Source organism: Aeromonas sp. SG16, from assembly GCF_024436135.1.
GTDB lineage: Bacteria > Pseudomonadota > Gammaproteobacteria > Enterobacterales > Aeromonadaceae > Aeromonas > Aeromonas jandaei.
Genome location: NZ_JANFNW010000001.1, coordinates 1,318,272 through 1,339,279 on the forward strand (window position 1 = coordinate 1,318,272; position 21,008 = coordinate 1,339,279).

Sequence of the window (21,008 nt, forward strand, 5' to 3'; positions counted from 1 at the left end):
CCCGTTCAGGGGCAGAAAACGAGGCAGAAAACGTGGCCAATCCCGCCTGCCAGCACGGTTACGGCGCCAGAGAGACTATGCCGCCAGCCCCTGATGGGCTAGAATTGCCACCACTTTATGCCATACACCTGCGGGCACTTCGTCGTCCGCATCAAATGAAAGGACATATCATGGTCACTCTGCACACCAATCACGGCGACATCACCCTCACCCTGAACGCTGAAAAAGCCCCGGAAACCGTGGCCAACTTCCTGCAATACTGCCGTGACGGTCACTACGACAACACCATCTTCCACCGCGTTATCGACGGCTTCATGATCCAGGGCGGCGGCTATGCTCCGGGCTTTGAAGAGAAAGACACCCGCGCCCCCATCAAGAACGAAGCGGCCAACGGTCTCTCCAACAAGATCGGCACCATCGCCATGGCCCGCACCATGGAGCCGCACTCTGCCAGCGCCCAGTTCTTCATCAACGTGAACAACAACGACTTCCTCGACTTCAAATCCGCCACCACCCAAGGCTTCGGCTACTGCGTATTCGGTGAAGTGACCGCCGGCATGGACGTGGTCAACAAGATCAAGGGCGTCAAGACCGGCAACTACGGCCGTATCCATCAGGACGTTCCGACCGAAGACGTGGTGATCACCAAGGTGACCCTTGCTGACTGATCTCTGCCGACTCGGCACTGACAAAACTGCGGCCCCGGCCGCAGTTTTTCCATCTGCCTCCTCCACTGCCAACCCAAACTGGCGCCGCCTCGACTATCTGGCCCACGGCAACCCGCGCCAGCGCTCGGCCCATGCCCTGCTCACCGCCGGTGTGTGGGATGAGCTGGCCGCACAGTGCACCGATCTGGCGCTGGTAAGCACGCTGGCCATCGGCCTCGATCGGCCGGGCAGCGATCTCGATATCCTCTGCCAGCATCCAGATCCCGCCGAGTTTGCCGCGACGCTTGCAGCCCAAGGTTGGCAGGCGAGCGCCAAGGGCGACAATGTCTGGCTGCTGGAGCGCACCTTTCCCCGCCTCGACCAACACAGTGCCGATAGCGGTTGCGATCAAAGCGAGGCCAGCTGGCCGGTGGAGCTGTACGTCACCCCCGCCCCTATCGAGACGCTGAATGGCTGGCGCCACCTCACCCTGATGGCGGCCCTGCTCGAGCACTTTGGCGATGACTTCTACCGCGAAGTGCTGCGCCTGCGCCTTGAAGAGGGATTGAAAGGGGAAGCAGCCATGTGCCGGTTGCTGGGTCTGGCGGGCGATCCTTATGCAGTGCTACTGACGCTGGAGGGGCAGGACCTGGCCCATCTGGTGTGGCCCGCCGCTATCGCGACTCCCGAAGCGGATGCGACCAGCAGCAACGGCTCGGCCATGCGCACCCTCTTTATCAGCGACATTCACCTGTGCAGCGATCGGCCCGATATGACCGCCGCACTGGTGCACTTTCTGGCCAAGGAGGCGGTGGGCGCCGATGCCCTCTATGTGCTCGGCGATCTCTTCGAGTTCTGGATTGGCGATGATGATCCCAACCCGCTCCATCAGGAGATGGCTGACGCCTTTCTGGCCCTGAGCCAGCAGAATGTGTCCATCTACTTTATCCACGGCAACCGCGACTTTCTGCTGGGCCAAGAGTTTGCCAAACGCGCCGGCATCACCCTGCTGGGGGATCCGTGCGTTATCGAACTCTATGGCGAGCGGGTGGTGCTGAGCCACGGCGATCTGCTCTGCACCCTGGATGAGGGGTATCAGAAGTTTCGTCGCATCACCCAGCTCAAGTGGCTGCGCTGGCTGTTCCTGCGCCTGCCGCTCGCCCGCCGGCAGGCCATCGCCCGCAAGATGCGCGGCCAAAGCCAGATGGAGAACGCCCACAAGAGCCAGCGCATCATGGATGTAACGCCAGCTGCGGTTGACGAGATGCTGCGCCAGCACGGCTGTAAGGTGATGATCCACGGCCACACCCACAGACCCGCCATCCACAACTTCCAGCTCGATGGCGCGCCAGCTCGCCGTATCGTGCTGGGTGACTGGTTCGAGCAGGGCTCGGTACTGGTCTGCCGCCCCGGCGAGCAACTGCTGGAGACAAGGCCGCTGGCAGCTGAGGGCTGACAGCAGGTTCACATGACATCAATAAAGAGAGGGGCGCGTCAGCAGTGACGCGCCCCTTGTTGTTTTGTTGCGGCAGCTCTACCGGTGCCCCCCGAAGCGCTGCACGCAGAGGCGGTGTTAGCGGCTGAAGTTGGGCTCCAGCGCATAGTGCTTGAAGCAGGCCTCCAGATTGCTGCGAATGGCCGGTGTCACGTTGATAAACTCCAGCCCGTAGACCTCGCCCTCTGCCTCCTGTTTCGACCACATCACTCTGGCGGTCACGGCCAGCGGCGTCTGGTTGCGATAGAGGTCGATGGAGGGTTTGGGGGTGTAGATCTTGAGCTCGACTTGCGCTTTTTTGGGTAATTCGAGGGACTGTACGGTACGCAGGCGCAGACCGGTCACGCTGAAGTCCTCGGTAATGGATTCATGGAAACTGCCAGCAGCCTCGACCTTCACCATCATGTGCTGATACATGCGGGGGGCGCCGCGCAGCTCGTGTTCGGCGCGATCGACACTGCTGGCCGCCTCGAAGCGGAACTGCTCCATGATATCGCGCAGCTGGCTCGACTCTTCATACAGGGTGCGGCTGATGATCCCGGTGGTCTGCACCTTCTCGGTATTCTCGGAGAGGGCGTGCAGCAGATCGTGCAGATGGGTATTGAGAGAGGCGAGCTTGTGCATCTGCTCGTCACTGGTGGTGCGGATCTGGTCGGCGGCCCCGACGCTGCGCTCAATCTCGCCCATCAAGCCGTTGATGGACTGGCTCGCCTCGTGGGCCTTGTCCATGGTGAGGTGGGTGCGGGCAATCACGCTCTTCACCGTGGTTTCGTTCTCGCCGATAAGCTGGCTCAGGGTGGTGACAATTCCGTTGATCTCTTTGGTCGCCTGTCCGGCATGGTTGGCCAGCTTGCGCACCTCGTCAGCCACCACCGCAAAACCGCGACCATGTTCACCGGCACGGGCCGCTTCGATGGCGGCGTTGAGGGCCAGCAGGTTGGTCTGCTCGGTGATGGCGGTGATGGACTGGGTGATCACCTGGATCTTCTGGCTTGCCTCGCTCAGCTGGCGAGTCTTCTGCTCGGCCTGCTGCGCTTCAGTCACGGCGCGGCGCATCTCCTCGATGTTCTCGCTCATCACCCGGGTGCTGTTGTTGGCACTCTGGTAGGCCAGTTCGGCCTGCTGCCCGACCTGAGCGGCCAGACCCGATACCGCCTCGGCCGCGCAGGAGAGATCGTTGCTGGCCCGGCTCACCTCACCGGAGTGGTGCTGTTCGGTCAGGGCCGCATCCGTGATGGTTCTGGAGATATCGGAGATCTGATAGGAGGATTGAGCCAGCTGGCGGGTGCGCAGGTCAATCTGGCGCATATGACCGCTGAGCTGCTCGGCCATCGCGCGCATGGTGCCCAGCACGCTGTTGCCACCAAAGCGGGTCTCGATCCTGACGGTCAGGTTGCCGGCAGCGATTTCGTTAGCAACCCGGGCAGCATAGTCCGGCTCGCCCCCCAGGGTGCGCATCAGATGGCGGTACTGGAGCAGGTAGGCCATTGCCACAAAGAGCAGGGAGACCAGCCCGGCCCCGAGGCTGATCCTGAGTGACAGGGCCTTGGCCTCGTCCCGACTGGCGATGGCGCTGGCTATACGACCGTCAAGTTCATGGGAGATTTGATCGAGCCTCTCGGCGGCATTCTCGCCTGTGGCTTCAAACCCATCCGGTCCGGTCATGAGGGCATTGCCGGCCTCCCGCCCCTTCTGGACATAGGCGTTGACCATGACGATCCCTCTCTCCTGCAGCTGTTTTGCCACTTCCTGCATTGGCAGTATCTCGTCGGTGAGATCCGGTAGGGTGCGGGCCAGTGCATCGAGATTTTTCAACGCATCATCACGGTAGGTAGCCGCCTCGGCAATCCCCCTTTCGGTATCGCCGGTCACCGATGCATCGGTCAGGAATTGCAGGATCTGCACCAGATCGAATCGGGTTGCCTGGAAGGTCGATTGAGCACGCTCCAGGAGGTCAACCTTCTCCTGGGCTCGCAGCTGGGTTTGACTACTCCAGATGGAGATAACGGAGGCCACCAGCAATGGCACCGCCACCAGTATGCCACCCTTGATCATCATCCACTTGACGGAGCTCCCTCTCACCGGTTTTTGCGAGACGATAGCAGCCTCTTTCAGCTCGAAGGTGTTGTTGTGCAAGAGTCCTTGTGCGATAGCCATGGCGTCACCTCATGTGGTGGCAAATGGAAGAAGTCCTGTCAGCAGGACACCCGTAGCAGAGTGCCAAGCTCCTGTTTTCCAACGAGCAAACACCATGCCAGCCATTTGTCGGGCTTGTTTCGGTTATTTATTGTCAAAAAGCTAAATAAGCCCCGGCGGTCACTCCCGGGTTCACCATAATGCAATGCAATTTGCAAAAGCTGCGTCAGTGCTTTGCCAACTGAGGGCAAGCTCAGTGACATACCTCCTGCGTCATAACAAGTCCGACAGCTTGTGACCAGCCAAGGGGTTGGAGCTCTTCGCATCGCCAGCCGCATCCCTATAATGTGCCCCTCACATAAACAGAGAGGAGTAACTCATGGGTTTCATCACCTGGATTATTTTGGGATTGCTGGTTGGCATGCTGGCCAAGTGGATCATGCCGGGCCGCGATGGTGGTGGCTTCTTCATGACCGCCCTGCTGGGAATTGTCGGCGCCATGGTCGGCGGCTATGTGGGCACCTTGCTGGGTCTGGGCTCGGTGACCGGCTTCAATATTTCGAGCATTGCCATCGCCACCGTGGGAGCCCTTATCGTCCTGTTTGTCTTCAACAAGATCCGCAGCTGACAACCCAACGCCATCTTATGTGTAGATAAACAGGGCACCGCGAGGTGCCCTCTCTTTTTTTATCCTCCTCACGATTTTGCCTGCGGCAAGATCAGCCTGACCAACAAGCCTCCCAACTGCGGGGCAGGCAGCAGCACCACCTCGCCGTGATGGTAGTGGGCGATGTCGCGCACCAGCGCCAGACCAAGCCCTGCCCCCGGCTGTTCGCTCCCCTGCTCGAGGCGCTGGAACGGCTGCCAGACCCGCTCTGCCAGCTCGGGGGCAATGCCGGGGCCGCTATCCTCCACCTCCAGCCAGATCTGCCCGTTGCTTCGCACCACCCGCGCCGTCACAGTGCCGTGGGGCGGGGTGTATTTGATGGCGTTGTCGAGCAGATTGGCACAGAGCTCCCCGAGCAGCAGCGGCTCCCCTGCCACCATGATTGCGGACTCCTCCCCTTCGTAACCGAGATCTATCCCCTTGCTGCGCGCCTGTGCCAACCGTGACAGACAGGCCTGCTGCACCAGCGCCGTCAACTCGATGGGCTCCCGCTGGCGCAGCCCGGAGCACTCGTCTGATTTGAGCCGGGCCAGCAGCAGGAGCCGCTCGGTCAGGGCGATGGTGTGATCGAGCCGCACTGCCATGGCATCGAGACTTTCGCTCATCAGAGCGGGATCGCCGCTACCGCGCGCTACCTCAACCTGGGTTTTCAGGATGGTGAGCGGGGTACGCAGCTGATGGGCGGCATCGGCACTGAAACGCTCCTGCCGGGCCACCAGCTGACGCAAGCGAGCCAGCTGGCGGTTGAACGCCTGCACCAGCGGCCGGGTCTCATGCCAGGGAAGCAGATCCGGCAAGGGGGCGAGCGTGGCGGCATCGCGGCGCAGGATCTCCCGCGACAGACGGCGCATCGGGGTGAGCAGCCGCTTGAGCAACAGATAAGCGAGCAGCAGGGTAAGCACCACCAGCGCCCCCTGCGTTAGCACGGCCGACCAGAGCAGCTGCTGTGCCAGTTGCTGGCGGCCGAGCAGGGTTTCTGCCACCGTGATGCGGGCAATGCCGTTGACGCCCCCCTCGCCTACCGGTTGCAGCAACATCACGGCGCGGATTGGCGCCTCCTGATAAATTTCGTCATAGAAGTAAGCGAGCGCCGGATAGCGGTCTGTCAGCGGCGTACCGACCGGCATGGGGGGCAGATCGTCAAAGCCGGAGATGACCCCATCGTCAATGCCGCGCACCTGATAGAAGAGGCGATCGCGCATGTTGCGCTCGAAGCTGTCGAGCACCACATAGGGCACATCCACCTTGAGAACACCATCGCTTGCCGTCAGCCGCTCGGCGACGGTGCGGGCCGAAGCGAGCAGGGTGCGATCATAGGCCGAGGTGGCCGCCGCCAGCGCGCCGTAGTAGCTGTACCACGCCGAGGCGGCCCAGAGGATCAGCAGGGGGCCGCCCAGAAACAGCAGCAGTTGATGGAGCAGGGAGCGACTAATGGGAGGCCTCCGGCGCCGCTTCCAGCAGATAGCCCAGCCCGCGCAGGGTGGTGATAACCACCCCGCTGCCCACCAGCTTTTTGCGCAGCCGGTGGATATAGAGATCGATGCTGTCGAGCCCCGCCTCGTCATCGAGATTGAACACCTGCTCGAACAGCTGCCCTTTGGCGACGGGGCGCCCGTGGCGGTACATCAACGCCGTCAGCAGCGCCTGTTCGCGCGGAGTCAGGGCCAGCCGGGCATCGGCCAGCAGAAAATAGCCGTCGGGATGCAGGGTCAGGCGCCCCAGCCGCAACTCGGCACCACCGCTTTCGCTGCGCCGCAGCAGGGCCCGCAGCCGGGCATCCAGCTCCCCCAGATCGAATGGCTTGGCCAGATAGTCATCGGCTCCGGCATTGAGGCCGCAGATCCGCTCTTCCACCGCGCCGCGGGCGGTGAGCAGCAGCACCGGCAACCCCTGCCCGCGGCTGCGCAACCGGCCGAGTACCGCCAGGCCGTCGAGCTTGGGCATCTCGATATCGAGCACCGCCAGCGCGTATTTTTCGTGGCGCAGCAGGTGATCGGCCCGGGCGCCGTCAGCTACCCAATCCACTGCGAAACCGGCGCTGGTGAGCGCCCGCGACAACCAGTGGGCCAGTTCGTGATTGTCTTCTGCCAACAGCAAGCGCATCCCTATCCCCTTGTTCTTAACTACGGCGTGCAACCACAGTGCTGCAACTGCATCCATTCACTCTGCCTGAGCGGAACAAGGTGCGATCACGGTCACACTCCCGCCAATTGGTCAGCGATTGAAAGGTGAATGAAAGGTTGTTGTTTTAACAATTTCGCATCACTTCGTCCATCGACGGAGTCACACCGAGAAAAAACAACGACAAGATGGAGCACACAACCATGAAGCAACGCACATGTCATGCCCTCGCCCTGCTGACCCTGCTCGGCGCCCTGCCGCTGCAGGCGGCCGAGAGTGCCACTGCCCCGAGCCGTACCGAATGCATCGCACCGGCCAAACCGGGCGGTGGTTTCGATCTCACCTGCAAGCTGCTGCAGGTGAGCCTGCAGGAGACCGGCACCATCGACAAACCGATGCGGGTCACCTATATGCCGGGCGGGGTCGGTGCCGTGGCCTACAACGCCATCGTGGCGCAGCGCCCTGCCGAAGCGGGGACTGTGGTCGCCTTCTCCGGCGGCTCCCTGCTCAACCTCTCACAGGGGAAATTTGGCCGTTACGGGGTGGATGATGTGCGCTGGCTGGCGGCGGTAGGGACCGACTACGGCATGATCGCGGTGCGCCATGATGCCCCCTATCAGAACCTCAAGGATCTGGTGAGCGCCATGGCAAACGACCCCAACAGCGTGGTCATCGGGGCGGGAGCCTCCATCGGCAGCCAGGACTGGATGAAGACGGCGCTGCTGGCCAAACAGGCCGGAGTTGACCCCCACAAGATGCGCTACGTCGCCTTTGAAGGGGGCGGCGAGCCGGTCACCGCGCTGCTGGGCAACCATGTGCAGGCGGTCTCCGGCGATCTGAGCGAGATGGTGCCCTATATCGGTGGCGACAAGCTGCGGGTGCTGGCGGTGTTCGCCAAAGAGCGGTTGCCCGGCAAGCTGGCCACCATTCCTACCGCCAAAGAGCAGGGTTATGACCTGGAGTGGCCGGTGATCCGCGGCTTCTATGTCGGCCCCAAGGTGAGTGACAGCGAATACCAGTGGTGGAAAGAGACCTTCGATCAGCTGGTGAAGACCGATACCTTCAAAGCGCAGCGGGATCTGCGCGGCCTGTTCGAGTTTGACCTGACCGGGGATGCCCTCGACAGCTACGTCAAGACCCAGGTGGCGCAATATCGCGAGCAGGCCAAGGCCTTCGGTCTGGCCAAATAGGAGCCGCAGCCATGAGCGATCGCATCTTCGCCGCCATCTGGCTGCTGCTCTGTCTGGCGGGGGCCTCCCTCGCCTGGCAGTACCAGAGCGAATACAGCTATGAGCCGCTGGGGCCACGTCCCTTTCCGCTCGGGATCCTCGGCCTGATGGCACTCTGTGCCCTGCTCCTGCTGCGCCGCCAGCCGGACACCGTCAGCTGGCCGCCGCTGCGTACCCTGCGCCACCTTGCCATCATGGTGGCAGCACTGGCCGGTTACGGCGCCTGCTTCGAGTGGCTGGGCTTTCCGCTGGCTACCGCCCTGCTCACCTTTGTGCTGGGGCGCCTGTTTGGCGCCTCGGCCAAGGCAGCCCTGCTCTCCGGCATCGTCGGCGGTCTGGTGCTCTATTTCGCCTTTGACCGGCTGCTGGATGTCACCCTGCCCCTCGGCATCTGGTTCTCTTAAGGAGTCAATATGGATACCTGGATGTACCTCTCCCAGGGCTTTGCGGTGGCACTCACCCCGGAGAATCTGGTGATTGCCCTCATCGGCTGCTTTGTCGGCACCGTGGTCGGCCTGCTGCCGGGCCTTGGCCCCATCAACGGCGTCGCCATCCTGTTGCCGCTGGCCTTTGCCCTGAAACTGCCCCCCGAATCGGCGCTCATTCTGCTCGCCACCGTCTATATCGGTTGCGAATATGGCGGGCGGATCTCCTCGATCCTGCTCAACGTACCGGGAGATGCCGCCGCCATCATGACGGCACTGGACGGCTACCCCATGGCCCAGCAGGGCAAGGCAGGAGTGGCCCTCTCCATCTCGGCGGTCAGCTCCTTTGTCGGCTCCATGCTCGCCATCGGGGGGATCATTCTGTTCGCCCCAGCACTTGCGCGCTGGTCGCTCGCCTTCGGCCCGGCTGAGTATTTCGCCCTGATGGTGTTCGCCATCGCCTGCCTCGGCAGCATGATGAGCCAGAACCCGCTCAAGTCCTTTATGGCGGCGCTGATTGGGCTGGGGCTCGCCACCGTCGGGGTGGATGCCAATACCGGCATCTATCGCTTCACCTTCGACAGCGTGCACCTCTCGGACGGGGTGCAGTTTATCGTGGTAGTGATCGGCCTCTTCTCGGTGAGCGAGATCCTGCTGATGCTGGAGCACACCAGCGGTGGCGGCAAGCTGGTGCGCACCACCGGACGGATGCTGTTCAACTTCAAGGAGCTGGTCTATTGCACTGGCACCATGCTGCGCTCCTCCACCATCGGCTTTTTCGTCGGCATTCTGCCGGGGGCCGGCGCCACCATTGCCAGCGCCATCACCTACATGAGCGAGAAGCGGCTGGCGGGGCCCAATGCCAAATTCGGCGAAGGGGACATTCGCGGTGTGGCAGCGCCAGAGGCGGCCAACAACGCGTCAGCCTGCGGCTCCTTTATCCCCATGCTCACCCTGGGGGTGCCGGGGTCGGGCACCACGGCGGTGATGATGGGGGCGCTGACCCTCTACAACATCACCCCGGGCCCCACCATGTTCACCGAACAACCCGATGTGGTGTGGGGATTGATCGCCGCCCTCTTGCTGGCCAACGTCATGCTGCTGGTGATGAACATCCCCATGGTGGGCATTTTCACCCGCATGCTCTCCATCCCGCTCTGGTTTCTGGTGCCCGCCATCGCCAGCGTCTCGGCGGTGGGAGTCTATGCGGTGCACAGCACCACCTTCGATCTGCTGCTGATGGTGGGCCTCGGGGTCTTTGGCTACCTGCTGCGCAAAATGCACTTCCCCATGTCACCGCTCATTCTGGGCTTCGTGCTGGGTGAAATGCTGGAGCAGAACCTGCGCCGCGCCCTCTCCATCAGCAATGGCGACACCGCCATCCTCTGGAGCAGCAGCATCAGCCAGACTCTGTTGGTGCTAGCTATCGTGGTGATCGCCCTACCCCCGCTGGTTCGCCTGCTGCGCCGCCGCAACCCAGTCGTGGCCGCCACAGATACCAGCGCAGAGCAAAGCTCCTGACAACCGGGATGTTCTGCACACACAAGCAAGAAGGGCCCCACCATGTGGTGGCCCTTCTCATTTCATCTAACAGCACAAAGTTGTGCCAGAGGTCATGACCAAAGAAAGCTACCAGATAAAGCCCGTCAACAGGCTGGACGATGTCACGCAAAAGGATGCACAGATTGCTGTTCGTAAAAATAGAGCAGCCGAACCGAAAAGCGCAGTGGACACATTGGCGACATTCGGACAAAACAAAAAGGCCGCTATTGCTAGCGGCCTTTCGTAACTCTTTGATTTTAATGGTGCCCGAGGCCGGAATCGAACCGGCACGACGCGAACGTCGAGAGATTTTAAATCTGATTCAGCCCTATGAGAAAACAAGCACTTACATAAAAATCAAAGAGTTAGCGAACCAATGACAGCCAAAAATGACCACCCATTTAAAATTTTGTCGCCACTCTGTCGCCACTCTAACGCAATCCGACTGTCGATTTCCGAAGGCTATGGTTGGAGGACCTACAGCGAACAACTATAGGCCCCTCAACTTCCAAACACCACCAAAGTGATCAGCTACCTACCCCATACAATTCACACAACCTCTCAAAGTTAACGCCCATTTGTTGAAGAACGTTCTCTCTCTTATTGAAGAGAATCGACAACAACTGTCTCCTTACACTTGAGTCTCCCAAGTGAATAGCTCTGTGACAGCACGGACACAACGAAACAATGTTACCTAGTTGATCCAGGCTAAATTGGAAAGCTGTTTGCTCTGACATCGGTATCAGGTGATGGGCCTCCATGAAATTTCGTCCCGTTACAGGAGAGAGAAACGTTTGATGTAGTGGTTCTACTTCACAAGTGAAGTTACTCTGCTCGATAGCAGCTTTCGCTATTAGCGGGTCTCGCGTATAAACAGTACGAACCTGCTCAACAGGGACTCCAGCTTGTGAAGACATGATATTTTGCTGATATGAAAGATCCTCATTATCTTGTGCAGCAAGAACCGACATCAATCCCGATACTTGCGATGCTTGGTTTAGACCGTCCCAAAATGGAGCCCAAAATGCAGGCGAGATAAAACCCACGGTTGGGTATTGGTCACGTGGCCTACTGAAAATAATGAAATAATCTCCTGTATTTCCCGCATACCCTCTGGTCGTTTGCATATACAAACGCAGCTCATTTCCAGCACTTTTTGGATACACTATTGGTATATCAAGTACAAACGACTCCATCAAATTCTGAGGATTAAGGACAGAAAACCAATGGCGGTCAGACAAGCCATCATCTATCGCTCCACCACGCCGTTTGATACTTGTCAGCGCAAGTTTTTGCGACAAAACAAATCTCTCATCCGAGTCCAAAGTCACACTACGGTCACCATTAGCTTCCCGTTCAGTAACAATTGAATAAGCCCCGAAAGTAGCCCCCAAAAGCTGAAGCTGCTCGTCAGTCATCATCGTCATAAATCATCTCCTATCACATTGGGCAAGAAGCAAGCCCAAGCCTGTTTCACACAGAGCACCAATACCCTGTATTACAGGGAGATAGATTACCCTGTAATACAGGGAAGTCAACACCCTGTAATACAGGGTGAGACAACGTGCTGATATAAAAGAATTTATTTAAGAGATGACATCATTTTGAGCTGAGCATAGCCAATGGGTTCAACCTTACAGCATCTTCCAGGTGATCTGGTGCGAAGTGAGCATAGCGCATGGTCATGGCGATGGTGGAGTGGCCCAAGATCTTCTGCAGCACCAGGATGTTGCCGCCGTTCATCATAAAGTGGCTGGCGAAGGTATGGCGCAGAACGTGGGTATTCTGCCCGGGTGGCAGTTCCAGCCCTGCCCGTTCGACCACCATTTCGAAAGCGCGATAGCAGTCACCAAACAGACGGCCCCGCTTTCTGGGCAACTGGGCATAGAGCTCGGGACTGATAGGCACGCTGCGGCTTTTCTTGCTCTTGGTACGAGTGAAAGTAATGCGGTTGGGGGATACCTGAGACTGAGTTAATTCTTCCACCTCAGACCAGCGTGCGCCGGTGGCCAGGCAGAGTTTAACCACCAACAGCAGATCAGGGTTTTGACTCTCGGCGCAAGCGGCCAGCAGACGTTTGAGTTCGTCAGGATAGAGAAAGGCGAGTTCGGCCTCGGCCACCTTGTAGGCCCGCAGACCATCGAGGGGGTTTTCCCCCTGCCACTCCCCTAGCCTTTTCAGTTCGTTGAAGACCGCTCGCAGGTAGGCATGTTCGCGGTTCACCGTATTGGGTGTGACGCCCTGCTTTTCCTGGTTGATGGCGCGTCGGTCGGTAATGTCCCCCGAAAGGCGTGCTTCACGGTAAGCGGCAAAGTCGCGAGCGGTGAAGTTGACTGCCAGCGGATCACCGAGAGCGTGGCACACAGTCAGCAGCTTGGACTTGCGGGACTCGCCATCACGCAGGCTCTGGCCATGGCGACCAAACCAGAGTTCCACCAGGTCGGACAGCCGCCTACCATCGCTCGGCTCCCCCTGCCCTTCCAGCCAAGGCTTGCCCTTATCAGGGTTCAGCACAAAACGCTCGAACGCCAGTGCCTCCCCCTTGGTAGCAAACAACTTGCGGATCCGTGGTGCGTTGGGGTTTGCCTTGCTCGGCCGCCCATCCGGGTAGATCTCGGCCAACCACTTGCCGGACGTCTGTTTTCGTACTGCCATTGTTTCCTCCATCAAAACACTGTAATTATATACAGCGCCAGATGATAACTGGCAGTGTTTGGTTTAGACTGAAACATATGTTTTGATTAATCAGGCACCTTGTTACTCAACTTGGAATGAATTATGGATCACATCTGATATAATGGCTTCACCATTTTTCACTCTCTTTCTAATATTATAATACTCTTCTTTTGACTCAATCTTATATAAATTTCCATTTCTGTCCCTAACACATATCATACCTTTTTCACCTGATTCCCAGAATTTTTTCCACCATTCTTTTGTCAGCGCATCAAAATATTGTTCCAGAAAATTTGTATTTGATGTTCCAAATACGGTGACATTGTACTTATCGATATACCCAAATGGTATCCACAAAGTTTTAGACAAGTGCTCTAAAAATTCATATTTTTCAATATAGGGCTTAAACTTTTCATTACCAAGTTCACTTAGACAATTATAAAATAAAAAATAAAGTTCATATTGAGACAACTGAGCTCTTAAATAATTTGAATACGATTTTTTGTCTTGTGACGAAATGTTAGAGCTTTCATCTATAAACTTCAGAATTTGATATACATTTCTATAATATAACCCCAAGGAACCAGCAAACTCATTATGAAGTTTCAAGTACAGTTCAATCTCATCCAGCCTACTATTCCCAGATTGCGTCCTATATTCTCTACTAATGAATGTTTCATATGCTTTCTTGAAGTCATGCCCATTAACTATAGAGTCTTTTACTTTATTGCTCATGACAACTAACTGGAAAAAAGTGTTCTCAAAGACCTGCTTGTTAAGAGCCATTGTTTGTTGTTTAAATTGTTCTCCTTGTGTTTCAAATTCCGCCCTTGTTCTCTTTAATTCCTCTCTATTTAACTCCAACTCCTGAGACTGAAAAAAAATAGAAGCAATGATGCCAATAAAAGCAAACGCTGAGAAAAGTGTGTTTAATGCACCAAAAGAATCCCCAAACACTCCCATTTCAACAAACCTAGCATTATAGAATATATTTTTAAACCAATAGCTCCATATTGGGTATATTGACCACAATACCAAGACAAATACCAACACGAAAATTATAAAGCACCAACCCTTTAAACTTCCATTATCAGGATTATTTTTATTAGACATCTCATCCTCATTATAACTACCTAGATTAATTAAGCCATCCCATTAACATCATCAGCATTACCGCAGTGTCTGGAACTTTCTGATTCGTGAATATCTTTTCATTATTTTTTGTGTCAGGGTCTTCCTTGAAGGAATCATTAAGAGCCTTAACTAATTCTTCAGCCAAAGGTCTTAAGTCATCAACACTTTTAATAGCCTGCTGTAGTTCAGGTTTAAATGATTTGTTTTTGTAGATTGCAGCAACGAGATCGGAGCAGGTAGCGAGCTTGTCAGCATCACTGGCTTTTTGCCATTGCAGAGCATTGGCTTGATGGAGTGTACCGCCCTCATACCATGCCTCAGCTTGAGCCATTGAAATAGGTGTGTATCCCGCTGGGAGCGACATCGAGACACCTAAAACTAACGAAAAATACAATAATGAATGTGCAAACTTCTTAATCACATCTATCTCCTTGATGGATAAGAAAAGGGATATCTTTTTTGAGTAAATAACAGGGGCGCATCAGCGCCCTGTTTGTCTTTTTCTGAATATTCTGTGCTCAACCATCACGCCGATGATCTGGATGTACTGCCGATCGGAGTGCATGGTGGGGTAATCGTCGTTGAGAGGGACCAGTTCAAACACCTCTTGCCCGTTCTCGTCGATACCGCGGGGCCGGTACTTTTTGAAAGTAGCCTCGTTGCTACCGTTCTTGGCGACAACGTAGTCCCCGGGTTGCGGCGCTTCATCGGGGTCAACGATGATCAAATCTCCCTCTTTGAACTGCGGCAACATGGAGTCGCCACGCAACCAAAGACCGAAGCCAAACGGGCCGATCTCGCCGCTTGCAGATACGAACTCAACGTTGCCATCGAAGGTAGTGGCCTGCTCGCACATCTCCCGCCAGTTGCCCGCTTGGACATAGCTTAGTATCGGGATCCGTTTGCCAGGCAGCATTACCGCCGGTTCGACGTTGTGATAACCAGGAATAGGCTGTTCTTCAGCTAGCTCAGGTGTATCCCCACTCCCTGTCAAAAGCCAGTCAACAGTTACCCCCAGCGCTTCGGCCAAATCGTTCAGATAACGGCCTTTAGGCTGGTTCAGGCCAGATTCCCACTTACTGATTGAAACGCGGGTAATCCCGATTCGCTTAGCAAGTTCGTCTTGGCTCATTTTCTGCGCGCGTCTGCGTGCAGATATCCGGTCATTGATAGTTTCCATAAACCTAAGTTACCACCCCGCACCGTAACTAAAGCAACGAAACCGCTTGATCTCAAATCGACCCTTAAGTTACATTCATCTCATGCCGACACTTATGGAACGGAGAGAGAGGTAAGTAATGCAAAAATCTGAAGTGATAGAGCACTTCGGCACGGTAACAGCAACCGCGAAAGCACTGGGAATTTCACATGTAGCTGTCAGCAAGTGGGCTGAACAAATCCCGAAGGGCCGAGCCTACCAAATCGAAGTACTGACTGGCGGCAAATTGAAAGCCGAACAGACTCAAACTGCGCAAGGAAGAGCGTAACTTAAGCAACAGGAGGCACTCATGATCATAGCCCCTATCCACATAGACACCCCGGTTTGTACGGTCGAGAACTTCTCCGAGCGTAGCGGCCTGACCCAGCGCACGATCGAGAACTACGTACGGGCCGGACGTATCCCCATCATGCCCAAGCAGGGCCGCTCTGAAAAAGTGCTGATCAACCTGGTGCTCTACACCCAGCAGGCCATGAATCAGCCGGGTCTGGAACCTGCACCGGCACCTGTCCGCCGCCCTAGAGTGTCGCGCAAGCAGAGGGATGAAAGCCATGTTTGAGCAAACTTGCAGCAAACATCATCACTTTGACTCTGCATGCTCGCGCTTTGCCGCCAGCCATTCATTGGCCGAGGTTGCCCGTGCTGCAGGTATTGGTGAGCAGGTACTGCGCAACAAGCTGAACCCGGCACAACCGCACCAACTCACCGCCCGAGAACTGGTGGCCATTTATCACGCCACCGAGGGGGATGAGACCCTGTTCGATGGTTATTCCCAAGGCTGATCGGGCCCCTTCCCTACCCCACCAGGCCATCGATCTGAACGCCAAGATCGCCAGCATTGGCCAGCGGGCGCTGGAGCTGACAGACCGTGGCCGGATCACCCGCTCTGAGCGCAACACCCTGGTGAGCGTGGCCACCTCGGCCATGGGGTCACTCGCCATCCTGATCCACGACATTGAGGCCCGCTTTCAAGCGGTGCCGACCCTGGCCTGTGCGTCAGACATCCTGATGCAAACCATGACCATGTAAAGGGGAACCCATGCAAACCAAGCACATCGACTATGAGCAAATCAATTTGGCTGGTCTGACCCCAATGCAACAGGCAGCCATCAACACAGCAGGCTTCTTAAACCTGCGTGAGATTCTCGGCAAGTATCGCTCCAGTCTCGATACCGACTGGCTGGCGCTCAGCTCCGCCAAGAAAGCTGCGATTTGCGCCATCGCCCGCCAGTCACGGAGTGAACTGATAACCGCAACCCTGTCATCGCTTCCATATGCACAGCGCGAGGCAATCCGCCTTGCCGTGATCGCACTGGAATATCAAAGCGAATTTCGTGGTGGCTGTGACCGCAGGGAATGGCACCCGGCACCAAAGACCAGACCCATCGGAGATATCGAAAGAGAGAAGAAAGAGAGAGCAGCAAAGCTGCGCATGAAACGCGCAGTGCTGGCAGCAAGCCAGATGACCGGGCAAGGCCCACGACCCATTGGGCAATAAAAAAGCCCGCATTACGGAGCTGCAACTCCAAGCGGGCCTTATCAACAACGTATGAGGAAGTCGACATGGCAACTCTAGCGATCCCCTGCGCCCTGCGCAACCTTCGCATCCAACAACGCAAGCTGACGGGCCGTTATGGCGCCCGTCTTAGCCAACACCCGGACGGGGTTGCGCTTATCGAGCGGTCAACCGCACTGGCTTGGGCTTCTCTGTTCAGCCGCATCAACCCCTGCACCACTCAACAAGGAGCCTGACCATGAACGCACAACCGACCCAAATCAATCTGCTCAACCACCATGCCGCCAAGCGCCTGCGCCAGTTGCGGGAACAGTTGAGGCTGAGCCGTCCCAAGTTTGCCGCCCTGCTCGGCATTCCGCCCACAACGCTCAAGAACTACGAGCTGGGATACCGCGAGATCGGTGGTGGCCTGTTCCTGCTGATCGCCAACCACTCCGAGCTGAAGCGCCACGTCGATTGGCTGCTGACCGGTATTGCCACGCCGGAGGTGCAGGCATGAGCAAAATCTTCCACCCCGTATCCGAGCTAGATGCTCTGGATGATATCGCCGACCTTCCACTACGCCTGGCAGAAGGAGCCTCGGCTCACAAAAGTGGCAGTGAGGGTAAACAGTTCAGAGATCAAGCCAAGCTATATCAGCGCTGGCATCTGCTGTTCTTCGTTTTGAACCGGAGGGCCTGCCAATGAGTGACATCATCAAGATTGCCCGCCAGGCGCCCAAGGTGGTCGAGGGGCTGCTGGCTGATATGTTTGCCGTGAATGCCGAAGATAACCGCATCGCCCTGGGCGGGGTTTACTCCGGCCAGCAATACATCCAGCTGCAGTTGGTTGCGACCAGCAACCCGGCTGATCTGCTCGATGATGACGGCGACGAGGACGATGAAGAGGCGGCCGCACTCCCCGCACACAACCAGCTGACCACCCACTGGCTGTCAGCCCGCGCCGAGTTTATCGCCGCCGGCGGTGAGGCCAGAGGAGATCGGGATATCACCCGGGAGCTGCTGGCGCTCGGTGCGGTGCGTTCGGTCTATTGGCTGGCACTGGGCCAGGGCGAAACCGCGCTGGCCAAAGAGATCGGCGAGTGGTGGCAGGAGTGCGCGCCACTGCATGGGCAAGGTGAGGTGATCAAGTGACCAATCACCTGCAGCAAGAACTGACCAGCCTTATGTATCGCTGGCAAGAGGCCTATCGGGAGGACGCAGCGCGGCTGCGTCTTTATCAACGGGAGCTGGCCCATGCGCGCCGGCTACCTGCCCGCCCCCGCGTCAGCATCAGGCTGTTGCTGCGCCAGTGCGCGGCCGCTCGGCGAATGAAAACCCATGCAGAGCAACGCATCAGTGGATGCCTGTTTCGCATCAAGACGTTATCCGCTTAACGCATGACCAAGCTCACCACCCGGCTGCCGCTGTCGAGAAAAGCACAGCTGCAGCGCGTCAACACCCTTTCCAACTCTCTGCCCAGCGTCAACTTTGACGCCGTTTTCGGCGGTCCACGCGGCCAATACGATCTGCTGTGGGCCATCCAGTTGCTCGATGGCCTCTCCCACGAGTTAACCCGCGATCTGTTCAAGCAGTACGCACGACGCCGCAAGGATTGCAGCTTCACCCATTGCCGGGCAGCCAATATCTGGCTGCGTGAGCGAACCCGCTGGGTACGCCAGCTGCTCCACTCCATTCCGGTCAACCCGAGGGAGATGCGCGATGAAGACGGCCGCAAGAAGGTGGCCCACCAGTTTGCCAACCAGACCGCAGCCATTTACAAGAACATCGAACAGGACATCAAAGAGGGCGCCGAGCCGGATCTGCTGCAGACCTGGGAGCTGATGCGCCAACCAGCCGATCAATGGGGCTTTATCGGCAAGATGCCCAAGTTCAAATCCGACGAGGTGCGGGATAACTGGATCCTGAGCGTGCTGGTGCGCCTGCTCTCTGCCAAGTGGTGGGAGAAGCGAGTCAACCGCTGCTGGGATCGGCTGCAGGAGCAGATCAACATTCTGCTCGGCAAGGTACGCAAGGGCGTGTCGGCTTATGTATCGAACGCCACCATGAAGGTGGTGCGCGAACGCAAGCGGGCCATGATGCGCTGGCTGGCCGAGTCGGAAGTGGTCAACGAGCAGTATGACCTGGTCGTGTCGATGAAGGATTGCTGGGAGGCCAGCAACGCCAATCCGGTGAACCGCCGCAACGAAATGATGGTGCGCGCTCGGGGGTTCAATGACTATGCCGAGGAGCAGGGTCATGTGGGGGTCTTCTTCACCTGGACAGCCCCGAGCCGCTTTCATGCCTGGACACAAAAGCACAACGGCAAAGCGGTAGAGAACAAGCGATATCAAGGGGCCACGCCGCGGGAGACCTGCGCCTATCTGGCCAAGCTATGGAGCCGCGCCAGAGCCGCCCTCAAACGGTGGAACGCCCCCATTTATGGATTTCGCGTGTGCGAGGCTCACCACGACGGCACCCCGCACTGGCATCTGCTGCTATTTATGCGCCCGGAAGATCGCAACCGGGTTATCGGCATCCTGCAACGCTATGCCCTGACCGATGACCACGAGGAGCTGGTACGGGATATCAAGGGCGCCCCACCCTTTACCGACTTTACTCCCCGCTTTGACTGGAAAGAGATAGACCCGGCCAAGGGGGATGCCGCGGGCTATATCGCCAAATACATTGCCAAGAACATCGACGGCGCCTATCTGGACGATGACGAAGAGGCGGGTACCGCCGCCGATGAAGGCGCCCTGCATGCCGTGGCCTGGGCCAGTTGGTGGGGCATTCGCACCTTCCAGCAGATCGGGGGCGCCCCGGTCGGGGTATGGCGCGAGCTGCGCCGCATCAGCAATGCCAAGAAGCATGCCGAACTGGTGGGCCCGCCGAAGCCCGTGCTGCAAGACCCGCGCTTTGAGGCGGCCCGCTTTGCTGCAGATAACGGCATCTTTCGCTGCTATCTGCACGCCATGGGCGGCGCACTGGCCACCCGTGCCGAACACCCCATCAAGCTGGCCCACCTCATTGAGGAGCAAGCCAACAGCTATGGCGAAGACATCAAGCGCCTGATGGGCATTACCTCCGCTCGCCTTGGCATCAAGACCCGCCTGCAAGGGTGGGAAATTGTACCCACCGGCACCCATGAAGCCAGGAAAGCCGCCGAGGCTGCAGCGAGGGGGGTTGGGGTTAAGACGGGCGACAGCCCGGCACCTTGGAGCTCTGACAATAACTGTACGGAAGGATTCAAATCAGGGGTTAAAGGATCCGCTCTGGCTAAAGAGCTGATTCGTATGGGCCTTAATGAGAGCAACGCCAGCCTGCTGCAGCACGGCTGCATCATCAACGCCGACGGCCAATATGTGCGACTGGTCGGCGATCGGCTGATTGTGACCCGCAACTGGCCAGGTGCAGGCGATGCCGTGGCCGACCAGCTGACCGCAGAGGTCGAGGCCGAACTGGCCCGCAACCGCGCCGCCAGCAGCAGCGAGCTGAAACAGCAGGCCCGCGAGCTGATGCACTCCGGCGGCAGCGTCACCGACTGGCTGGCCAGCCTGCCGCTGCAACAGGCCGATGAGGCGATCGCCACCATCACCCGCTTGGTGGATGACGAAGAGGATCGCGGGCGCTATCAGCCCACCGAACAGGAGCAGGCCCGCGTCGCGAGCATGCAAGCCGACAACCAGCGCCACGGCGCAGAAATTGCCAAGGCGCGGGCGCGCCTGGGCGTTGAGTAAAGCATGAGCGGCAGTGGGATTTTAAAGAAGAGAGGGAGCTCTCAGCCAACCGAGGATTTCAGTTGCGGCTTGTATTTCTTTTGATGAAGTGACCTGCCAATCAGGTATAAACTTCTCCAAACGGAGCTTTATAGGAAATCAATCAGATGGAACGCCTGAAAGACTTTTTTGCTTCACTAATTATGGAACCGGAAGTCATGAAGTTTTTCGGTGGCATCCTGATGATGGTCTCTTCTGCAGCGTTATTGCTTGGAGTGAGATCTCTTATGTTCGAGCACCGTCTTGAACGAGCATTTAGCCGTATCCTTTCTATCACAGATGGCAAAGCTAACCTGCCAACACCACCTGGTTTGTTCGACCAATGGCCACTTATTCAGGCCATGGTGCCAGAAACAGTCATTGGGTTCGTCACGTGGCTCACCTTCCTGGCCACAGGGTGGGTGATTGTTAGTTATGGCAAACAGATCGATCGCATGTTCTGAT

25 protein-coding genes and 2 pseudogenes are annotated in these 21,008 nt (G+C 57.5%); 19 read left to right on the forward strand and 8 right to left on the reverse strand.

The window, feature by feature from the left end; genetic code table 11:
* Positions 1-170 precede the first annotated feature (170 nt).
* The 3 genes and pseudogenes from NOM67_RS05910 (at position 171) to lpxH (ending at position 2,103) form a co-directional block, all read left to right on the forward strand.
* The gene (locus NOM67_RS05910; RefSeq protein ID WP_033115878.1) at positions 171-668 is read left to right on the forward strand and encodes a peptidylprolyl isomerase; all 498 of its coding nucleotides are present in this window, start codon (positions 171-173) and stop codon (positions 666-668) included.
* A pseudogene (locus NOM67_RS05915) lies at positions 658-1,377 on the forward strand (DUF4269 domain-containing protein); the annotation flags it as partial. The gene NOM67_RS05910 and the pseudogene NOM67_RS05915, both read left to right, overlap by 11 nt.
* Positions 1,369-2,103, forward strand: coding sequence for a UDP-2,3-diacylglucosamine diphosphatase (gene lpxH, locus NOM67_RS05920; RefSeq protein WP_255935156.1), 735 nt, complete (start codon positions 1,369-1,371; stop codon positions 2,101-2,103). The pseudogene NOM67_RS05915 and the gene lpxH, both read left to right, overlap by 9 nt.
* A gap of 117 nt (positions 2,104-2,220) precedes the next feature.
* On the opposite strand, the gene NOM67_RS05925 is transcribed toward lpxH, so the two are convergent.
* Positions 2,221-4,299: a methyl-accepting chemotaxis protein gene (locus tag NOM67_RS05925; protein WP_255934595.1), complete on the reverse strand. Its 2,079-nt coding sequence runs from the start codon at positions 4,297-4,299 to the stop codon at positions 2,221-2,223.
* 358 nt (positions 4,300-4,657) lie between these two features.
* Between NOM67_RS05925 and NOM67_RS05930 the strand changes: the two genes are divergently transcribed.
* Entirely contained in the window at positions 4,658-4,906 is a 249-nt protein-coding gene (locus NOM67_RS05930) for a GlsB/YeaQ/YmgE family stress response membrane protein (protein WP_042031142.1), read from the forward strand.
* Between the two features lie 68 nt (positions 4,907-4,974).
* Here the strand turns inward: NOM67_RS05930 and NOM67_RS05935 are convergent, their stop codons facing one another.
* Both NOM67_RS05935 and tctD read right to left on the reverse strand, forming a co-directional pair.
* The gene (locus NOM67_RS05935; RefSeq protein WP_255935159.1) at positions 4,975-6,483 is read right to left on the reverse strand and encodes a sensor histidine kinase; all 1,509 of its coding nucleotides are present in this window, start codon (positions 6,481-6,483) and stop codon (positions 4,975-4,977) included.
* Positions 6,374-7,048 (reverse strand): transcriptional regulator TctD, encoded by a 675-nt coding sequence (tctD, locus tag NOM67_RS05940; RefSeq protein WP_042031144.1) that lies wholly within the window; start codon positions 7,046-7,048, stop codon positions 6,374-6,376. The genes NOM67_RS05935 and tctD overlap by 110 nt, the downstream gene beginning before the upstream one ends.
* 221 nt (positions 7,049-7,269) lie before the next feature.
* On the opposite strand from tctD, the gene NOM67_RS05945 reads away from it, so the two are divergent.
* The 4 genes from NOM67_RS05945 to NOM67_RS05960 all read left to right on the forward strand — a co-directional run bounded on the left by NOM67_RS05945 (position 7,270) and on the right by NOM67_RS05960 (position 10,509).
* On the forward strand, positions 7,270-8,256 hold the full coding sequence (locus NOM67_RS05945) for a tripartite tricarboxylate transporter substrate binding protein (protein ID WP_255934601.1): 987 nt from the start codon (positions 7,270-7,272) through the stop codon (positions 8,254-8,256).
* An 11-nt stretch (positions 8,257-8,267) separates the two neighbouring features.
* Positions 8,268-8,699, forward strand: a complete 432-nt coding sequence (locus tag NOM67_RS05950; RefSeq protein WP_156853446.1) for a tripartite tricarboxylate transporter TctB family protein — start codon at positions 8,268-8,270, stop codon at positions 8,697-8,699.
* 9 nt (positions 8,700-8,708) lie between these two features.
* Complete coding sequence (locus tag NOM67_RS05955; protein ID WP_043849443.1) at positions 8,709-10,241, forward strand: tripartite tricarboxylate transporter permease; 1,533 nt, start codon at positions 8,709-8,711, stop codon at positions 10,239-10,241.
* A gap of 94 nt (positions 10,242-10,335) precedes the next feature.
* Positions 10,336-10,509 (forward strand): hypothetical protein, encoded by a 174-nt coding sequence (locus tag NOM67_RS05960; protein WP_156853445.1) that lies wholly within the window; start codon positions 10,336-10,338, stop codon positions 10,507-10,509.
* A gap of 280 nt (positions 10,510-10,789) precedes the next feature.
* Here the strand turns inward: NOM67_RS05960 and NOM67_RS05965 are convergent, their stop codons facing one another.
* The 5 genes from NOM67_RS05965 to NOM67_RS05985 form a co-directional block, all read right to left on the reverse strand.
* Positions 10,790-11,689, reverse strand: coding sequence for a hypothetical protein (locus NOM67_RS05965; protein WP_255934611.1), 900 nt, complete (start codon positions 11,687-11,689; stop codon positions 10,790-10,792).
* 172 nt (positions 11,690-11,861) lie between these two features.
* Positions 11,862-12,917 carry a site-specific integrase gene (locus NOM67_RS05970; RefSeq protein WP_255934613.1) on the reverse strand — a complete coding sequence of 352 codons (1,056 nt, stop codon included), beginning with the start codon at positions 12,915-12,917 and terminating at the stop codon, positions 11,862-11,864.
* Between the two features lie 102 nt (positions 12,918-13,019).
* Entirely contained in the window at positions 13,020-14,051 is a 1,032-nt protein-coding gene (locus tag NOM67_RS05975; RefSeq protein WP_255934615.1) for a putative phage abortive infection protein, read from the reverse strand.
* Positions 14,052-14,076: 25 nt separating this feature from the next.
* A complete protein-coding gene (locus tag NOM67_RS05980) occupies positions 14,077-14,493 on the reverse strand; it encodes a hypothetical protein (RefSeq protein ID WP_255934618.1) in 417 nt (138 codons plus the stop codon).
* A 60-nt stretch (positions 14,494-14,553) separates the two neighbouring features.
* The gene (locus NOM67_RS05985) at positions 14,554-15,252 is read right to left on the reverse strand and encodes a LexA family transcriptional regulator (RefSeq protein ID WP_255934621.1); all 699 of its coding nucleotides are present in this window, start codon (positions 15,250-15,252) and stop codon (positions 14,554-14,556) included.
* 118 nt (positions 15,253-15,370) lie between these two features.
* Here NOM67_RS05985 and NOM67_RS05990 point away from each other — a divergent pair, with 118 nt between their 5' ends.
* The 11 genes and pseudogenes from NOM67_RS05990 (at position 15,371) to NOM67_RS06040 (ending at position 21,007) form a co-directional block, all read left to right on the forward strand.
* Positions 15,371-15,559 carry a Cro/CI family transcriptional regulator gene (locus NOM67_RS05990; RefSeq protein ID WP_255934624.1) on the forward strand — a complete coding sequence of 63 codons (189 nt, stop codon included), beginning with the start codon at positions 15,371-15,373 and terminating at the stop codon, positions 15,557-15,559.
* Positions 15,560-15,580: 21 nt separating this feature from the next.
* Entirely contained in the window at positions 15,581-15,850 is a 270-nt protein-coding gene (locus NOM67_RS05995; RefSeq protein WP_075111819.1) for a regulator, read from the forward strand.
* Positions 15,843-16,320, forward strand: a pseudogene (locus NOM67_RS06000) (phage regulatory CII family protein). Before NOM67_RS05995 ends, NOM67_RS06000 begins: the two are co-directional and overlap by 8 nt.
* A gap of 10 nt (positions 16,321-16,330) precedes the next feature.
* On the forward strand, positions 16,331-16,789 hold the full coding sequence (locus NOM67_RS06005; RefSeq protein ID WP_255934631.1) for a hypothetical protein: 459 nt from the start codon (positions 16,331-16,333) through the stop codon (positions 16,787-16,789).
* A 65-nt stretch (positions 16,790-16,854) separates the two neighbouring features.
* On the forward strand, positions 16,855-17,043 hold the full coding sequence (locus tag NOM67_RS06010) for a hypothetical protein (RefSeq protein ID WP_041213699.1): 189 nt from the start codon (positions 16,855-16,857) through the stop codon (positions 17,041-17,043).
* A gap of 2 nt (positions 17,044-17,045) precedes the next feature.
* On the forward strand, positions 17,046-17,306 hold the full coding sequence (locus NOM67_RS06015) for a DNA-binding transcriptional regulator (RefSeq protein WP_255934643.1): 261 nt from the start codon (positions 17,046-17,048) through the stop codon (positions 17,304-17,306).
* A complete protein-coding gene (locus NOM67_RS06020) occupies positions 17,303-17,494 on the forward strand; it encodes a hypothetical protein (RefSeq protein ID WP_255934645.1) in 192 nt (63 codons plus the stop codon). The genes NOM67_RS06015 and NOM67_RS06020 overlap by 4 nt, the downstream gene beginning before the upstream one ends.
* Positions 17,491-17,940 carry a hypothetical protein gene (locus NOM67_RS06025; protein WP_255934647.1) on the forward strand — a complete coding sequence of 150 codons (450 nt, stop codon included), beginning with the start codon at positions 17,491-17,493 and terminating at the stop codon, positions 17,938-17,940. Before NOM67_RS06020 ends, NOM67_RS06025 begins: the two co-directional genes overlap by 4 nt.
* Positions 17,937-18,182, forward strand: a complete 246-nt coding sequence (locus tag NOM67_RS06030; RefSeq protein ID WP_255934649.1) for a hypothetical protein — start codon at positions 17,937-17,939, stop codon at positions 18,180-18,182. Before NOM67_RS06025 ends, NOM67_RS06030 begins: the two co-directional genes overlap by 4 nt.
* A 3-nt stretch (positions 18,183-18,185) precedes the next feature.
* Entirely contained in the window at positions 18,186-20,525 is a 2,340-nt protein-coding gene (locus NOM67_RS06035; protein ID WP_255934651.1) for a replication endonuclease, read from the forward strand.
* Between the two features lie 146 nt (positions 20,526-20,671).
* The gene (locus NOM67_RS06040; protein WP_255934653.1) at positions 20,672-21,007 is read left to right on the forward strand and encodes a hypothetical protein; all 336 of its coding nucleotides are present in this window, start codon (positions 20,672-20,674) and stop codon (positions 21,005-21,007) included.
* The last annotated feature ends 1 nt before the right edge of the window (position 21,008 follow it).

Coding starts and splice junctions, on each gene's coding strand:
- NOM67_RS05910 (WP_033115878.1), top strand. CDS start 171: ATGGTCACTCTGCACACCAATCACGGCGACATCACCCTCACCCTGAAC.
- lpxH (WP_255935156.1), top strand. CDS start 1,369: ATGCGCACCCTCTTTATCAGCGACATTCACCTGTGCAGCGATCGGCCC.
- NOM67_RS05925 (WP_255934595.1), bottom strand. CDS start 4,299: ATGGCTATCGCACAAGGACTCTTGCACAACAACACCTTCGAGCTGAAA.
- NOM67_RS05930 (WP_042031142.1), top strand. CDS start 4,658: ATGGGTTTCATCACCTGGATTATTTTGGGATTGCTGGTTGGCATGCTG.
- tctD (WP_042031144.1), bottom strand. CDS start 7,048: ATGCGCTTGCTGTTGGCAGAAGACAATCACGAACTGGCCCACTGGTTG.
- NOM67_RS05945 (WP_255934601.1), top strand. CDS start 7,270: ATGAAGCAACGCACATGTCATGCCCTCGCCCTGCTGACCCTGCTCGGC.
- NOM67_RS05950 (WP_156853446.1), top strand. CDS start 8,268: ATGAGCGATCGCATCTTCGCCGCCATCTGGCTGCTGCTCTGTCTGGCG.
- NOM67_RS05955 (WP_043849443.1), top strand. CDS start 8,709: ATGGATACCTGGATGTACCTCTCCCAGGGCTTTGCGGTGGCACTCACC.
- NOM67_RS05960 (WP_156853445.1), top strand. CDS start 10,336: ATGACCAAAGAAAGCTACCAGATAAAGCCCGTCAACAGGCTGGACGAT.
- NOM67_RS05965 (WP_255934611.1), bottom strand. CDS start 11,689: ATGACGATGATGACTGACGAGCAGCTTCAGCTTTTGGGGGCTACTTTC.
- NOM67_RS05970 (WP_255934613.1), bottom strand. CDS start 12,917: ATGGCAGTACGAAAACAGACGTCCGGCAAGTGGTTGGCCGAGATCTAC.
- NOM67_RS05975 (WP_255934615.1), bottom strand. CDS start 14,051: ATGTCTAATAAAAATAATCCTGATAATGGAAGTTTAAAGGGTTGGTGC.
- NOM67_RS05985 (WP_255934621.1), bottom strand. CDS start 15,252: ATGGAAACTATCAATGACCGGATATCTGCACGCAGACGCGCGCAGAAA.
- NOM67_RS05990 (WP_255934624.1), top strand. CDS start 15,371: ATGCAAAAATCTGAAGTGATAGAGCACTTCGGCACGGTAACAGCAACC.
- NOM67_RS05995 (WP_075111819.1), top strand. CDS start 15,581: ATGATCATAGCCCCTATCCACATAGACACCCCGGTTTGTACGGTCGAG.
- NOM67_RS06005 (WP_255934631.1), top strand. CDS start 16,331: ATGCAAACCAAGCACATCGACTATGAGCAAATCAATTTGGCTGGTCTG.
- NOM67_RS06010 (WP_041213699.1), top strand. CDS start 16,855: ATGGCAACTCTAGCGATCCCCTGCGCCCTGCGCAACCTTCGCATCCAA.
- NOM67_RS06015 (WP_255934643.1), top strand. CDS start 17,046: ATGAACGCACAACCGACCCAAATCAATCTGCTCAACCACCATGCCGCC.
- NOM67_RS06020 (WP_255934645.1), top strand. CDS start 17,303: ATGAGCAAAATCTTCCACCCCGTATCCGAGCTAGATGCTCTGGATGAT.
- NOM67_RS06025 (WP_255934647.1), top strand. CDS start 17,491: ATGAGTGACATCATCAAGATTGCCCGCCAGGCGCCCAAGGTGGTCGAG.
- NOM67_RS06035 (WP_255934651.1), top strand. CDS start 18,186: ATGACCAAGCTCACCACCCGGCTGCCGCTGTCGAGAAAAGCACAGCTG.
- NOM67_RS06040 (WP_255934653.1), top strand. CDS start 20,672: ATGGAACGCCTGAAAGACTTTTTTGCTTCACTAATTATGGAACCGGAA.